The following is a 14,899-nucleotide window of genomic DNA, read 5'->3' on the forward strand; positions in this document are numbered from 1 at the left end:
GGCTTCAGACTGCCTCAACCAGCGACGCCGCGGACCGCCTCGGCCACCATGCGGAAGTCCTTGCGGAGGATCGAGTCGTGAGTGCTCCTCACCTTCGCGTGGATCGTGATGTGCGGGTTGCGGTCGGCCACTGCGGGCACGCTCGCGCGGATCGTCTCCTGCCCCTCACCCTTGCTGCCGAACGACCGTCCGGACGCGAGAACGTATCGGGTCGGGACGGCGATCCGGTCAATGACCGGACCGAGTTCCCGCTCCCGTGCGAGCTTGCCGACCTCGATGTTGCTTGCCGCCATCTCGATCGCGGTCATCCGGGGCGTCAGCCCGGTCACCCGCAGCGGCACCATCACCCATTGCAGCCGCCGGAAGACCTTCGGGAGCCCCTGCTCCATCTCATCGGTGAGCCAGTCGTTCGGCTGCGCGCCATCGACCAGCACTGCGCCGATCGCCCGGCCCGGATTGCGACTTGCCCAGTGTGCGGCGACGAACGCGCCGTACGACCACCCGACCACGATCGCTCGATCGACGCCCCGCGCGTCGAGCACAGCATCGACGTCGCGGACGGCGGCCTCGAACGAATAGTCCGCGGAACGTCCCGACTTCCGCCCCCGGGCGCGCTCGTCGTAGGTGATGTGCCGCCACCGCGACCCCAGCTCGGCGATGACCCGCCGCCAGTAGCCCTGGGTGGCGAAGTGCCCGTTGAGGTAAGTCACCGGCAGCCCGGAGCCACCGGTATCGGTCACGACAAGAGCCGTGTCGTCTACCGGCACCATGCCGGTCCAGGCTGGGGTCTTGCTGATCATGGCTTCTCCGATCTGCACCGCAATATGGGTCCAGCGTGCCGGGTTGACGCAACGTCAGGGTCAAGCAGGGGATGGGCCCCTCCTCTGCCAACCAGGCGCATACCGAGATGCCCTCGCGACTTGGACGAACTGCCGACACGCTGCCCGAAGCTCTGGGGTTCTGACAGTGACGCTCAACACGCCGATTCGGCCGCCCGGCTGCCCCCTCATTCGTTCTCTGAGTTGGATCTGGAATCCACTCTCGTAGATGACCCGCGACCGGTCGACCCGCAGAACCGCGATCCCGAAGAGGTGGAGAGGGATTCCGAGCGTACCGGTCTACTGCTGGGTGACCTCAGTAACGACTAAGGGCCACCCTGAACCCTGGTCACACGCTCGCGTCGGACGGCTTGCCTGCCGACCTTGGCAACCTACCTAAGCGAGCCCCCGCCCGACCTTGTCGCGCGGGGGCTTCGTAGTTCTGTGAGCCATCCCTGCGGCGATCTTCATCGTGCGCTTGGCCCGCAGGTGACCAGCCACCGGGCAACGTCCGCAAAGCGGTCCAGAGGCGCTGCCGCGCCGTGCGCGTCGGGAGTGTCGTGCGTGGCTGGCTCTTGTCGGCTCGGTCGTCGAGGTGGATGCTGGCGGTGTCGGTCACGGCGACGTCGAGATCCCTTGGTGCTTCGAGCCCGGCGTAAAGCGTGACGCGGAAGGGCACCCACGGGAACCGTGGATTGTTGCCGTCGAGCATGAATGTTAGATTCCTGAATTTCTCCCACCGAGCGCCGGTGCGAGTCGGTTCGCGTCGACGTGATTCAGGAGGCCACGATGTCGAAAGCGGGTGCTGCGTAGTCGCCGTTCTGGATGGCCTCGCTGGGTCCATAGAGGCGGAGGATGAGGTACGAGTCCTTCTCCGGGATGGGAAGGAAGTTAGCGTCGTCGGCGTGCGCGGTGACGTCCGCGCTGAGCAGGATCGAGTAGTAGCCGTCCGGGTCGGGGGTGAGGGTGCGGTCGCCGCGGCTATGCCGGTTGATGGCGTTGTGGGCCATGAGTCTGTTGTCATCGCCGTAGACGGTGAAAGACCAGAACTCGGACACGTCTGGGGCACGGAATCGCGCCCGGTACTCCTTGCCGTTCGAACCGTTGATGGGTTGCCCGTCGGATCCGGTCTCGATCTTGAGGTAGACGGATTCCACGGGCGGCAGTCCCCATTGGCCGAGCATGGTGCCGATGTCGAAGATGTCTCGGCGGGCGTTTTGCAGTTCCGCGCGGGTGCCGAGGACACCTTTCGAGCTGGTCAGGGTCGGCGCGAGCTGTGAGAGATGCGCCATCCCGAGCTGCTCGCCACGCGCGGCAGCATTGAGCTGTTCGTCGGTGAAGGTGGTGCGGCCGGCCTCGATGCCGGTGCCGGCGAGCGGCGCGAGCCAACCGGCATCCGCGGTCGGCATCGATCCGTCGGCGAGGAGGAAGTTGACTCGGTGCAGCCACGTCGTCTCGGCGGGATCCGGGAACACACGCTCCACTGGGGCGGGCACGGCTTCTCCGAGGTACTCCGAGAGCGTCTCCAGCTTCCACTGGTCCTGCAGCCCTCGCGCGGTCTCAAGATCATCGCCACCGATCGTCATGATCCGACCCATCACCTTGATCAGGTTCGACTCGGACCGAACGACCTCGTCGACACGCTCCGGGATCTCTCCCGACCAATCGCGGGCGGAGAACAGGAATGTCCCGCCTTTCGCACCGCGCGTGCGCGAACCGATCATTGCGGTCGTGTAGTGCCCCATGTCCATGGTGTGCAGGATCCAGTACCGGTCCCGGTCAACGTCCGGGACGGTCACCACGACCGGTTCCACAGCGACGTCGAACCAACCCTGTAGGTGGAGCGTGTCGTTGTTGATCGTGGGGTGCGCGGTGTACGTGTCATCCGCGAGATCCCGCAGCTTCTGAAACGCGTTCAACCGCACACCCGGTTGAATCGTCGTCTCGTACAGAAACCCGTACGCCTTGTCCATCGAATACCCATACAGGTACGCGTCCCGCGCTCGTTCATCCGAGATCGACACCACACGCTCCTCACGCTCTGAACCGCTCGTATGACGCTCGGCGCGTCGGCAGGCGGGCGACAGCCTAGCCGTCAATCTCTCCCACCGCGCCGACCCGGATTCTCAGTAGGTTCGACGGGCAACCCGCACGCGCGCGCAAAGGACCCTCCAGCGATCATCGCTCGCATGGGGACCGTGGGGGCGGCTGGCACATGCGCTCCGCGCCGCAACCGGGTGCGCCGACGATCGTTGCGGACCCGGTGCCGGAGCGATGGGTGGGAAGGTCAGGGGGCGTTGCCGCCGGGGCCGCCTCCCATGCCACCGCTCGCTGCCTGCTGGCTGACGCTGTTCGCGTAGTCGTTGGTGGGGTCGCGGTAGATGGTGTGGACGTGTCCCCATCCGGAGGTGACCACGCCGTCGACGTCGGCACCGGCGGAGCCCTGCTGCGCCTGGAACGCGATGTAGACGTTCGGACCGGAGATCGAGAACGAGATGCCCTCGCCGGTGCTCATGTCATAGGTGGTCTCACCCGACCAGGCAATGACCGTGTCGTCCAGCGTCGCTTCGATCGCGGGGAGGGCCTCGTCGGTGGTCTGCTCATCGGCCATCCCGACCCAGTTGGCGATCAGGGCGAGCAGCAGCTGCTTCTGCTCGTCGGTGAGGTCCGCGCCGGTGAGGCCGGAGCCGGTCGCGTAGTCGCAGGTGTCGCCCGGTGCGCACATGCTGACCTCTCCCGATGTGAGGGTGGCCTGCTGCTCGGAGGTCAGGCTGTCGAAGAACGCGAACGCGTCGGTGTAGATCCCGTCGAACGGCTGCACCTCGTTGCCTTCGGTGTCGGTGTAGACGGCCGGTTGCACGCCGAGGTGGGTCGGCGCGAAGGTGATCGCGTCGGCGGTCCCGTCGAGGCTTGCGTTGATGCCGAGGTGGTGGCCGCCGAACTGTACCTCCCACGCGCTGCTGTCGGACGGGTCACCGAAGAACGCGATGTAGTACTGCCCGAGCGAGTCCTCGGTGCTCGAGCTGTTCTGAAGCAGGTACTGGTCGCCGCCCATGATGCCGGTGACGGTCGCGTACGCCTCGTCGCTGAGCAGCGCCTCGAGCACCGCCATCGCGGCAGCCTGCTGCTCCTCGGTCAAGTCGGCGAGGTTCAGGCCGGCACGCTGCACGAACGTCACCGGGAAGTTCGACCACGAGGTCGTCTTCGTCTCGTCGTCGAAGGCATACAGCACGGTGTTGCGCTGCTCCTCGGTCAGCGTCGCGAGGAAGGCCTCCGCGGCCGCGGCAGTGTCGGTGATGGTCTGCGCCGTCGTTGTCGCGTCTGTCGTTCCCGTGGTGCCGGTCTCGATCGCCGACGTGGACGTCGAGCTGGCGGAGGTGCTGGACCCTGCCGTCGAGACGGTGCTCGCGCAACCGGCCAGCGTGACGCCCAGTACGACGACGGATGCCGCGATCCACGTGGACGCGCGCCGCTTCAGCCGGCCGGGCCGTTGGGAAGTGGTATCAGTGGTCTGGTTGCTCATGACCTCGACGGTACGAAGCCCGCTTAGCCCGATCCTCGGTGCCTCCTATGCGGTTCCTATGACGGCGAGGCCGGCGCCGCGCGCTCAAGGCCCCCCGCGGACCACCCCGCTTCACCAAGAGAGGCGTCTGTGCCACCCGCGTGCCACACCGAATTGCCATTCACGTCCATCTGAGTCCTCCTCTGTCTGTTGAGAGAAGGCACGAAAGAGGCCCGGACCCGCAGAATCCTGCGGGTCCGGGCCTCTCAGCCGCCCTATACGGGCCTACTCTGATCTGGAACTCCTAGAAGTCCCAGTCCTCGTCACGACCCGCGGAATCATGCGGAAAATCTGCGTCGGCGCGCTCTTCGTGCCATCTGCGTGCCACTCGGGCCGAAATCGCGGCGTCGAGCGGGTTTATCCAAGCAGCATCAGCGTAATTGACCGGGCGCCGGCGCGACATCCCTGCTCTGGAGCGTGTACCCCCTGCGTACCTGATAGGTGCAGAAGGGAGCCCACGATGAGCATTCGCACCACCGGAGCAGTAGCCTCCACTCACGACTCCAGCGCCCCTGTCGAGCGTCGCTGGATGAGTGTCGTCTTCATGCAGGGTGAGGATGCCGACGGCGTGCTCGACATGATCGACAAGAACGGACCCGAGGCCGCAATCCGCCATCTGTCAGAGTGGGACTACGGCGCCGAGACGCGGGATGCCGCGTTGGTCAATGGATACGTCTACGACGAGATCCCCCAGAGCCCGACTGACCGCGTAGTCCGCGACGACTCCGCAGGGTACGCGCTCACCTACAACCATCACTTCGGGTACGCGTCGCTCCTGCGCCACTTCGATCCGGTCGTCGAGGACGCCCGGGAGTCCGTGGCACCGCCAGCTCGGTTCGGATTCGATAGACAGCGGACCGCACGCCGCTCTGCCAGACTCCGACTCTAGGACTCTCCGACGGGCAGCACGCAAGCGTCCGCCAGCGTGCGGGCGCCGGTCCGCCTGCGAGCGTCAGGCGCCCGGTCGTTGACGACCCGCGCCTGTGTCGGTCTGGATTATCTGCTGAATCGCACCGTCGTTGGTCACCAACCGCACCAACTCGTCGCTTGCCGCGGGCTCGGACACGAAGACGCGTTCGCTGTTGCGATTGCCTCTCTCGCTGTAGAACACATGCCAACCGTCGGGTTCCTCGACGAGGCAGTAGGTCTCGTTCCTCTCCCGGGCGACGCTATAGACCGACTCGGGCACTCCTAGCTCCTGAAATCGCGACTCAACATCCATCACCGCAACATACACACATGGAGATCGGGACTGCTGCGCGCGGCTGGCGGCCGGCCGCACCATTGCGGGTCGGCTACCGCACCCGAAATGTTGGCTCTAGATCGCGTGGCGCAGAGCTTCACTTAACCGAGTGATCGCGGAGGCCATCGCCGGCGTCCCCGCGTCTTGAAACCCACCCATTCCGCCGCCGTACAAGCGGAGGGCATCTCTGGCTGCAGCATGCAGCTCCTGCGAATTGACGATGCCCGCGAACAATTGCTCGAGCTATTCCGCCGCTTGACGCCGCCACAAGTCATCGTCCTGAACGGCAGCGGAGTGAAGCTGCACGATGGCGCTCCTGATCTCATCGACACTGTCAACGACGGACGGCATGGCCTGACCCTAGTCGATGCCCTCGCCCACGATCGCCGACGTCCGTAAGCCGATCGTCAAACGTGCGCCGCACTTCAGGCAGACCGCTGTGGGCGGGCGAGTAAGGTTCCGAGTTGCCGAGTTGCCGAGTTGCCGAGTTGCCGAGTTGCCGAGTTGCCGAGTTACCGCGTTGCGGAGGGTTGCCTGTTGGTTGCGCCGTAGATTCGATGAGTGACGGAGATTCCTGCTGAGGTCGCCTCAACACTTGCGCCGATCATGGTTTTGTTGACGATCCCCGCTGGGATTGCAGCGCTCACAGCATTTCGAGTTCAGCAGTACTTTGAGTTGAAGGTTCTCGTCGGCGTAAGCGTCGTTGCTGGCGTCGTGGTCATTGGCGGCGACCTCGTGCATACCATTGCACTCGCGAGCCCTAGGTACCCGGATCGTGCTTTCGGTCGTCTCGGGCTTGAAGGCTGGATTGCAGTCCGACTTCTGCTTCCCCTCTTTGCGCTAGCCATCAACCTTGCGCTGCAGTACGTCGGGCGCAACGTGACGCCTCGGCCGAACAGTTCCAATCGGTGGATCCTGCGTGAACTCAACATGTCCGGCGAGCACAGGCAAAGGACGAGCGGGGATTGATACGAGTACCGACCATCCTCGTGCGGGCGATGGCGCGATCAGGGACGCGTAGCGTTCACTGGGTCTTCGCGCGTCAATCTGGCACTCACCTCTTGAGAGTGCCAGCGGAGCTTCATATCCTTGAAGGACGACATTCCGGCGGGAGTGCTCGTGGCCGTACGTCGGGGACCTCCAAGAATCCCTTCTGCGGGGCAGTTGCACGGTGACGTGCGCGGCCGATATGGCGAGTGGCGCTTTCCGCTGGTTGATTCAGAAACGGAGGCGAACAATGTCAACCGACCCGAACACTCGATTCCGGATGCGCAGGGTCACCTCTATCAAGTGGTTGATCGAGGACCTCTCCCTGACGAAAACTCACCCTGAGCGCGTCGTGGCGCACGTCTACGAGGTCGACGATCTCGAGTACGACGTCGTCTGGCTTCGCGACCTGGGGCTTGCAGAGCATTTCATGGCACCGTCTGAGGCGCTGAGGGCGATCATCGACAAGGTGAGCAATCCGCCACGGTCAGCCGCGCAGCGTCCGGTCCCCATCCCTCATGTCCCGCCCATTCAGGAGCGGATCCCCGCCTGAGACGGAGCTGTCCGCGCTTCAAGAACCTGCAGCGGTCCAAGAGGGTCGGGTTCACGGGTGCGGCGGACGGTCGGAGGCGGCATCCGGGGCCCAGTCGGCGATGGTGGGCACGACGTCGTCGAACACCGGCTCAAGGGGAGGTTCGTTGGGGAAGTTCAGAGCGCGGTAGTCCCGCGGAAGCTCGTCGACCAGTTGCCCGTCGCGTGGTCCGTCTCGCAGTCGGAACACCATGTCTCAACGATAGGCACCGCTCGCGTGCCCCTGCGAGGCGGTTGCGTTCGGCGAGATGATCGTCTACCCGGTCGGCTCGACTGGCGTCGACATGTCGCGACACACCGAGGAAAGTATTCTGGTTACGAGGGGTACGCCGAATCCGGGGTGCATGGCCGGCTAGGCGGAGGGTGACATGGGAACCATCTTCTATGGCGGATCAGAGACGCAGATCCATATCGAGGACCGCGCGCTGGCCCATCTCAAAGTCGTCATCTCGACCAAGCTCCGACGCCGCGAGAGCTTCACGCTGTCGTGGCGCCACCCCGACGACCAGCCGCGCGGTCGCAGCACGATCTGGCTGAATCCGTCGATCCCGCTGCGGTTCGTGTTCGACGACCCCGAGCCCGCCGCCTTGAACCCTGCCTGGATCCAGGAGCTCGCGAACTCGGCCAGCTCCACCGGGGGAATCATGCTCGTAGCTGAGCAGATCGAGAGCGAACCGGTTCAGAGTGTCGGTGGCGAGGGGACGGATGTGTCACTCGGCAACGTGGCAGTGGAACATCTCAACGTCGATCGCGCGACCATCGCCGGAACGGACCTGGCCGGCGACCTAGCCAGCGCAGTGAGCTAGAACAGCTGCGGTTCGCGCCGAGGCAACAGCGACCGACGAGCGGGCACGCGCCGTGCATTGAGACGAATACCCGTTGCTGACCTCGCAGCTGAACGCTCAGATCCTTCTGGCCGGCGACCCGTTCGATGAGGCAACGGTCGCGCTGAGATGGTTACGCGGCGCCGAGCGAACCGGCCGACCCTTCGATCGACGCCCGATAGCCGGTCGGTGAGCGGGCGACTCGAAGTCTGAGAGCGCGGATGTACCCGATCAGGTGACGGGAAAGCCCGCGAGTAGACCGATCAGCGGCCAGGCCGTCAAGAGAATGAGGGCAAGGACGACGATGCCGATCGTCACGGTGGTGGGACGGCGGCGACCGACCGTGAAGGCGAGCAGCGCGGTCGCGGTATAGACCACCAGGGTCACGGCGGAGATGACGACAGCAGTGCCCTCGCGATAGGACGACATGCAGTTGGTCGGCGGCGGCATGATCGCGGGGCACACTAAAGGTCCCATTGGGACAGCGATGAACCAGACCACGGCGAGGGTGGCAGCCGCGAGCACGGTCGCGATCACGAACTGCCCCACCAGCACCTGCGAGCGTTGGTGCCGCGCGGCGCCGACCCTGGTCGTCCCAGACATCGCCTCAGGCTAGAACCGACTCGGCCCAAAGCAGGCGACGGTCGCCAGATCGTTATCGTTGGCCGGCTTAGCCTGCCCGCGGCGGGGTGGCTCATCGGAGGCTAGAGCATTCTGCGCGGTGGGGGCGCAAGTCAGGTGTCACCGAACATCAGGCGGTAGCGGCGAACGAACGCGATTGCTTGCTTGGCCTTCGCTATGTAGTCCTGGGTGAGCTGCTCGACTTCCTCGTCGTAGTCGAGATCCTCTTCAGCGCAGATGTCTGGAAGATCCTCGAGCTCGACGCGAAACTCCTCTAGCAGAGTCGTCTGGGCCTCGGCTTCGGAGTAGCCGCGCCAGTCCCAAACATCGGCAGCGATCTGTCGATCTCGAATGCGGTGGCAGAGGATGCATAGCGCGTCGTAGTCGCCTGGGTCTGCCGAGTAGCGGAGCGTTCCCGATCGGCCCCGAAGTCTGCCTTCGAGTTCGGCGGCAGAAGCATTCCGGTACGACCAGTGCGCGGCGGGGTCACCGCAGTTCAGGGTGCGTCTCATAGCGTGGTGTCACTTCCCACGGGGTCCTCGTCGTCGTTGACGTAGGAGGGCCATCGTGGGAGACCAGTTGTTTCCGCCAAGAAGCAAAGAAGTGATCCCACGATGACCCAGAACCAGTCTGCCTTGACGACCCTGATTGCCGAAGTCCTCGCCGAGCCGGAGCTCGCTCATTCGGACGTGTTCCGCCGGATGCTGCAGGCCGGCTTGCAGGACCTGATCGACGCGGAAGCGACGGTGAAGATCGGCGCGGCGCCGCACGAACGCACCCCGGAGCGCACCACTCGGCGGAACGGCACCCGCCCCAAGACGCTCGCGACCCCGGCCGGGGAGGTGGACTTGGCGATCCCGAAGCTGCGGGAGGGATCGTTCTTCCCGTCGTTGCTGCACCCGCGCCGCCGGGTCGACAAGGCGCTCTACGCCGTGATCTGCCAGGCCTGGATCGACGGGGTGAGCACTCGCAAGGTCGACCAGCTGATCCGGGCGCTGGGCAACGACACCGGTATCAGCCGGTCGACGGTGTCGCGGATCTGCAGTGAGATCGACGAGGCCGTGCAGGAGTTCCTGCACCGCCGGATCGACCACACGTGGTTCCCCTACCTCTTCCTGGACGCCACCTACCTCGACGTCCGCCACCGCGGCCGGGTCGTCTCCCAAGCCCTCGTCGTCGCCACCGGCGTCAGCGGCGAGGGCCGCCGGGAGATCCTCGGGATGGCGCTGGGAGACGCGGAGACCACCGACTTCTGGACCGAGTTCCTCCGCAGCCTCCGCGACCGGGGACTGAAGGTCGCCACCGACGCCGACCCGCTCGGGGTCGCCCTGGTCACCAGCGACGCGCACGCCGGCCTGAAAGCAGCGGTGAAGGCGATCCTGCCCGGAGCTGGCTGGCAGAGATGCCGAGTCCATTTCGCCCGCAACGTCACCCAGAAGATCGGATCCGCGCGCTCCAAGCCGGTCAACGCGCTGATCACCACGATCTTCGCGCAGACCACGCCGGAGGCCGTGCTCGCCCAGTACCAGGCCGTCACCGACAGCCTCCGCGGGTCGTTCCCCGAGATCGCCGCCATGCTCGAAACCGCCGAGCCAGACCTCACCGGTTTCGCCTCGACCCCTCGAGAGCACTGGCAGAAGGTCTGGTCCAACAATCCGATCGAACGGCTCAACCGCGAGATCAAACGCCGCGCCGACGTCGTCCAGATCTTCCCCGACCGCGACTCCGTGACCCGCCTCATCGGCGCTGTTCTGCAGGAGCAGCACGAGGAGTGGCAATACGGCGAACGCCGCTACTTCTCCGACATCTCAATGCGCAAGCTCATCCACTCCCTGCACGAACACACCGAGCCCGCCCGCACCGAGCTGTACCTCACCGCCTGACCATCACCCACCATCGGCAACAACAGAAGTGACACCACGCCACGGGACTTGACCGCAGTTCAGGCATTCGTGGGACGAAGTCGCACCGCGCATGCGCCGGATTCGCTCGTGCGCCTGTTCGTACGTGACCACAAGGCCGATTATGCATGCCGAGCGAACGGCCGATGGCGCGCGAGGGGTCGCTCAGCGTGCGGGTTCGGCGGTTGCGTCGCCGGGTTTCCAGGTGCCGTCGAACGCGGCCTCGCTCGGCCCGTATATCCGGAAGTACGCGAACCAGCCCCGCCCGGGAAGGGTCTGCACCCACGGCGCCGCGTCAGCCGGGGCGTCGGACCCGAAGTGGAGGTCGACGTGGTCGCCCCCGAGCTTCCCATCGAGTTCGAACAGCGACCGCAGTGCCGCGTTGCCCTGCGGCGTGTCGATCTGGCTCCGGGTCTCGGCGTCGTAGACGGTGAACGACCAGAACAGTCCGGCGGGAACCGGAAGCGGCACGCGCACGCGGTAGGACGTTCCGCCCTCTAGGTATGCGCCGTCGCCGTCGCGCGCGATGAACCAGTACAACGACCCTGATCCGGCCTGGCGTCGAAACATCACCGGCGACGTCGCGATCGCTTGGTAGAACCAGGTCTCGCGCGCATCAACGTCGGTGCGCTTGCCGATCTCGAAATCCGCGTTCTCGGGACGCAGCGTCACCCACTCCCACTGCCGATCCGGCCACACCACCCGGTCGCGCCGCCGGTCCGCGAGGGACTGCACGCGCAGCTGGGCGTCGGCGTCCGCGGCCGCCTGAGCGAGGATGCCGCGCATTCGGTCGTCGGGCGCGAACGGTTCGCCGGCCCGGATGCCGACAGCGGCGAGCTCACCGAGGTAGGCAACATCACCAGGGTGGGCGGGTTCGGTGTCGATGTACTGCTGGAGGAGCTCCCAGTAACCCAGCGTGCCCTGCACCGCGAGGGGCGTGGTGTCCTGCGGCACACCCGTCAGGTCCGTCCACGAAGGCTCCGCCCATTCGGCGCTCTCATCCAGGGGCGCGACCTGCACCGACCGAAGCAGCGTGATCGCCCCGTCCACGTCGCCGTGCTGTGGGATGGCGCGCAGCCCGACCACGACGCGATCGCCGACCGGCCGGTGCACGAACCCGTCCGAGGGTTCGTCGCCAGCCCATCCCGGCGGGAGGAAGATGTGACGGCCGCCGTGGCCCTGGTCCGGACCGGGGATGCCGATGTCGGAGATCCAGCTCTGGTCCATGTTCAGCGCCGCACCGATGATCGGTCCCGCCGGCACCGTGACCACGAGCGGACCTACCGCGAGATCCAGCAGGACCGGGCCGTACGGGGTGTCGGAGTTCAGCGTGAAGCCGACCTGGCCCGGCCGGGTGTCCATCGTCCCGAAGACTCGGTTGGGAACCACGCCTGCCGCCTGGGTCCCCGCCCAGATCGCCATGCCGGACACCGCAGGAAAGAAGTGCTTGTAGCAGACAACCGCTCGGGCATGATCGGCCGCGTCGTACGCCGCCTGCACGGTCGCCGCCGTCGGAAAACCACCCTCGAACCGATATTCCACCGCCGCGCTCCTCACCCGAAGTTCCCCTCGGAGACTTCCACACCGGTCGCTCCGCCGCCAGCAGCCACTCCCATCGGGAACCGAACAGTTCAACGATCGCCGGGTGCAACGCCTGCACTAGATCCTTGAGCGTTCAGGCGGGGTGGATAGCTCCGCGTGCTTTTCGTGCGCGGCGGTCTTCGAAGATCACGCTGATGAGTACGGCGACCGAGAGGACGGTCATGATGATCTGGGTGACGCCTGCCGGGGTGGCGGTGCTGTCGTCGTTTCCGGCGGTGAGCCAGCGTCCCCAGTCGCCGAGCCCGTGCAGCACGATCGGGACCCAGAGTGTCCCCGCCGCTCGTAGCGCCGCGTAGAACAGCACACCCTCCATCGCGGTCACGCCGACCTGGAACGCGATGGCGCCGACCGGGACACCTGCCAGTGAACTTCCGAAGGCGTGCGCGACGCCGAAGGCGATCGCGGTGACCAGGAGGGTGAGGTTTCGCCGTGGTGGGCGCGGACGGACTCAAGCAGGATGCCGCGGAAGAACAGTTCCTCGCCCAGTCCGACGAGCAGGTAACACAACAAGCCGACGAAAATGTAGGCCGCTGACAGCTGGGCCCACGGCGTGGCGATAAGGAGGACCACAATCTGTGCGGCGATCGCCAGCGGGACCAGCAGCATCCACCATCGCCGCGTTTTGGTGCGGTGGATCGGCGGGTCGGTCCAGATGTCATGCCACCACCCCGACCGCCACGCGAACAGGAGCCCTGCACCGATCGCAATCGGCAGGGGGATCAGGTGGCTCGCTGCGAGTTCTATCACCGGATCTGGGTCGGCGCCGAGTACCGCGTCAACGAGCAACCCACCGCCGGCGGCGATCAGCACGTACGCGATGGCGGCGACCAGCCCCACCCACAGGACGCGGGGAACCCGATCACGGGTGGGGGTCTCCCGGCCGGTCGGCGGCTTCATCCAGCTCCTCCTACAGCCAGAACCGGCCGCGTCCTCATCTCTCTGATCTCAGCGTGGCACACGGAGCCAGCACCGGAAGGATCCGCGCGGACATCGGTCGGTCACCGCGCCCCTAGGCCCCCGACTGTGACCCGGTCGCCCGTCAGCGGGCGTTGTCGCTTATCCCCCGACGATGGCGCCAGCGATGAGGGTTGCGAGTAGCGATGCTGCGACGTTTACCAGTCCGTCCGCGGCCTTGTCCTTCCAGTCGATCGGGGCGGACTGCCGGGGTGCGCGGCGCGACGGCACCGAGACGTTGATCGGCGCGCTGGTGACAGGTGAAGGTATTGAAGTCGGGGTGGCCGGCTGATGTGCGGCACCACGGTGCGAGTTTTCCGCAACGCGGGGCCGGGCGCCGATCGCGATCGCAACATCGTTGATGAACTCGGGATGTTCGGTGCGGATCTCGACTGCGATCGACCCTCTGTGAAACCTGCTGCGAGGAGCTCGGATGGCAACCTGCAAGTATCCGTAGTCGTCCGTGACATAGCGGACCTGATCCCGGGGTGTCGCATAGCTGCGCTCAGTTAGGTAGAGGTCCACCTTGATCTGGTCCGCTTCAACAATCTGGCGCAACGCTTCGGCATTACTTGCGGTGACGGAGACGGGACGGCGCCGACCACGCCTGTCTGGGTCGGGTGCCGTGCCTTGGGCCCGGGAAACGCCGACCCGAACGCGGCCTTGGTCCCGCGCGGTGCTATCAAGCAGTTCTACGACTCGTTCGGCAAACACATCGATGTCGAGTCCACGCGGGAGTTGCTTGCCACTACGGCTAACGAGAGTGCTCATAAGAACCTCCGGAATGTCTGTGACGCCCACTCTCGCAGAGGCTGGGACACATCGCGCAAAGTGCCGGCGCCGACGGACTCGCACGTTTCAGTGCTCGGTCTGCGAACGCCCGCATGCCGGTCTGTGGCCGAGCGCAGCGGAGGTCTGGGGCTGCGGCCACCCGTCAGATCTGACTCCCGGCGGCGGCGTTGGCTGCCGCCGCGGGACGCGCGCCATCTGGCCACGCGGCCAGGCACACTTTGTTGCCAGACTGATCCGCCAGGATCCACGCGCTCGGTGCCTCCGAGTCGTCGACGATGCGTCCCCCCGCCGCGACCGCCTGCGCCAGACGTGTATCGATCTGGTCCCGTCCGAGCGAGACATCGATGTGCATGGCGTGACCCAGCGACTTAGACGGGTCCAGATCCTGCATCCACACCGTCGAACCTTGACCGAGCGGATCAATGCAGTTGTCCTCATGTAACGGCGCGTAGCCGAGCACGGCCCGCCAGAACGGCAGGTCGATCGCTGCCGGCTTCGCGGCGATCGCGACCTGAACCTCCTGCACCGCGTGGCGGTCGGCGACGGCGCCCTGCTCGCGCGCAACTGCGGAGATCGCCCGGGCCACTTCGAGGTGGTCGCGCTCGGTACCCCACATCTCGCGAGTCAGCTTCACAGTGAGCCGATCCGACGTCGCGGTGAGCAGCGTTCGCGGCCCGAGCCCGGGCACCTCCGACACCGCTGCCGCCAAACGCGCAGCGTCCCCGAGCGATGCCACTTTGAACACCGCGGTCGGACCGCCGTGCAGAACCACCCAGTCGTCGACACCATCGCCCGATAGGAAAGCGCGCCACCCGTCTTCGCTCATGGCGATCACCCTACGCACACCACCCGCTCGCTGCGTAGGTGCGCCGGCTTAGAGATCAACCATTCAGCGGTCCTCGTGCGTGCGAAGGCGACGCTTCTAGCGCTTCGAGTCATGAGCGCGCGATCTGCGCACGTATGACCGGTGCAGTCTGATGAACGCTGAGCGGACGGCTAACGAA

Annotated in this window: 16 protein-coding genes and 1 pseudogene; 5 read left to right on the plus strand and 12 right to left on the minus strand. The window is 65.9% G+C overall.

The genetic code is table 11. The annotated features are described in order from the left end of the window. Nucleotides 1-14: 14 nt before the first annotated feature. The 3 genes from ACVN90_RS12620 to ACVN90_RS12630 form a co-directional block, all read right to left on the minus strand. Nucleotides 15-800, minus strand: coding sequence for an alpha/beta fold hydrolase (locus ACVN90_RS12620; protein ID WP_475098587.1), 786 nt, complete (start codon nt 798-800; stop codon nt 15-17). Nucleotides 801-1,594: 794 nt separating this feature from the next. Then, a complete protein-coding gene (locus tag ACVN90_RS12625) occupies nt 1,595-2,842 on the minus strand; it encodes a DUF1254 domain-containing protein (protein WP_475098588.1) in 1,248 nt (415 codons plus the stop codon). 263 nt (nt 2,843-3,105) lie between these two features. Next, on the minus strand, nt 3,106-4,341 hold the full coding sequence (locus ACVN90_RS12630; protein WP_475098589.1) for a DUF3500 domain-containing protein: 1,236 nt from the start codon (nt 4,339-4,341) through the stop codon (nt 3,106-3,108). Nucleotides 4,342-4,840: 499 nt separating this feature from the next. Between ACVN90_RS12630 and ACVN90_RS12635 the strand changes: the two genes are divergently transcribed. Continuing rightward, nucleotides 4,841-5,269, plus strand: a complete 429-nt coding sequence (locus ACVN90_RS12635; protein ID WP_475098590.1) for a hypothetical protein — start codon at nt 4,841-4,843, stop codon at nt 5,267-5,269. A gap of 63 nt (nt 5,270-5,332) precedes the next feature. Here the strand turns inward: ACVN90_RS12635 and ACVN90_RS12640 are convergent, their stop codons facing one another. Then, nucleotides 5,333-5,569: a hypothetical protein gene (locus ACVN90_RS12640; RefSeq protein ID WP_475098591.1), complete on the minus strand. Its 237-nt coding sequence runs from the start codon at nt 5,567-5,569 to the stop codon at nt 5,333-5,335. A gap of 615 nt (nt 5,570-6,184) precedes the next feature. Here ACVN90_RS12640 and ACVN90_RS12645 point away from each other — a divergent pair. Together ACVN90_RS12645 and ACVN90_RS12650 are read left to right on the plus strand one after the other, a co-directional pair. Then, complete coding sequence (locus ACVN90_RS12645; RefSeq protein ID WP_475098592.1) at nt 6,185-6,592, plus strand: hypothetical protein; 408 nt, start codon at nt 6,185-6,187, stop codon at nt 6,590-6,592. A 298-nt stretch (nt 6,593-6,890) separates the two neighbouring features. Then, entirely contained in the window at nt 6,891-7,163 is a 273-nt protein-coding gene (locus ACVN90_RS12650; protein WP_475098593.1) for a hypothetical protein, read from the plus strand. A 51-nt stretch (nt 7,164-7,214) separates the two neighbouring features. Here the strand turns inward: ACVN90_RS12650 and ACVN90_RS12655 are convergent, their stop codons facing one another. Beyond that, nucleotides 7,215-7,394 carry a hypothetical protein gene (locus tag ACVN90_RS12655; RefSeq protein WP_475098594.1) on the minus strand — a complete coding sequence of 60 codons (180 nt, stop codon included), beginning with the start codon at nt 7,392-7,394 and terminating at the stop codon, nt 7,215-7,217. 175 nt (nt 7,395-7,569) lie between these two features. Here ACVN90_RS12655 and ACVN90_RS12660 point away from each other — a divergent pair. After that, nucleotides 7,570-7,872: pseudogene (locus ACVN90_RS12660) on the plus strand (DUF7882 family protein); the annotation flags it as partial. Between the two features lie 384 nt (nt 7,873-8,256). Here ACVN90_RS12660 and ACVN90_RS12665 read toward each other — a convergent pair. After that, on the minus strand, nt 8,257-8,628 hold the full coding sequence (locus ACVN90_RS12665) for a hypothetical protein (RefSeq protein WP_475098595.1): 372 nt from the start codon (nt 8,626-8,628) through the stop codon (nt 8,257-8,259). A 131-nt stretch (nt 8,629-8,759) separates the two neighbouring features. Continuing rightward, on the minus strand, nt 8,760-9,158 hold the full coding sequence (locus ACVN90_RS12670) for a hypothetical protein (protein WP_475098596.1): 399 nt from the start codon (nt 9,156-9,158) through the stop codon (nt 8,760-8,762). A 102-nt stretch (nt 9,159-9,260) separates the two neighbouring features. Between ACVN90_RS12670 and ACVN90_RS12675 the strand changes: the two genes are divergently transcribed. Beyond that, on the plus strand, nt 9,261-10,529 hold the full coding sequence (locus ACVN90_RS12675) for an IS256 family transposase (protein WP_475098597.1): 1,269 nt from the start codon (nt 9,261-9,263) through the stop codon (nt 10,527-10,529). A 183-nt stretch (nt 10,530-10,712) separates the two neighbouring features. On the opposite strand, the gene ACVN90_RS12680 is transcribed toward ACVN90_RS12675, so the two are convergent. The 5 genes from ACVN90_RS12680 to ACVN90_RS12700 form a co-directional block, all read right to left on the minus strand. After that, entirely contained in the window at nt 10,713-12,089 is a 1,377-nt protein-coding gene (locus tag ACVN90_RS12680) for a DUF1214 domain-containing protein (RefSeq protein ID WP_475098598.1), read from the minus strand. Nucleotides 12,090-12,222: 133 nt separating this feature from the next. After that, complete coding sequence (locus tag ACVN90_RS12685) at nt 12,223-12,561, minus strand: hypothetical protein (protein WP_475102117.1); 339 nt, start codon at nt 12,559-12,561, stop codon at nt 12,223-12,225. Then, on the minus strand, nt 12,468-13,046 hold the full coding sequence (locus ACVN90_RS12690) for a hypothetical protein (protein WP_475098599.1): 579 nt from the start codon (nt 13,044-13,046) through the stop codon (nt 12,468-12,470). Before ACVN90_RS12690 ends, ACVN90_RS12685 begins: the two co-directional genes overlap by 94 nt. Nucleotides 13,047-13,205: 159 nt before the next feature. After that, nucleotides 13,206-13,874 (minus strand): hypothetical protein, encoded by a 669-nt coding sequence (locus ACVN90_RS12695; RefSeq protein ID WP_475098600.1) that lies wholly within the window; start codon nt 13,872-13,874, stop codon nt 13,206-13,208. Nucleotides 13,875-14,037: 163 nt separating this feature from the next. Then, entirely contained in the window at nt 14,038-14,721 is a 684-nt protein-coding gene (locus ACVN90_RS12700; RefSeq protein ID WP_475098601.1) for a VOC family protein, read from the minus strand. Nucleotides 14,722-14,899: the final 178 nt, after the last annotated feature.

Source organism: Microbacterium sp. F01 (genome assembly GCF_056156365.1).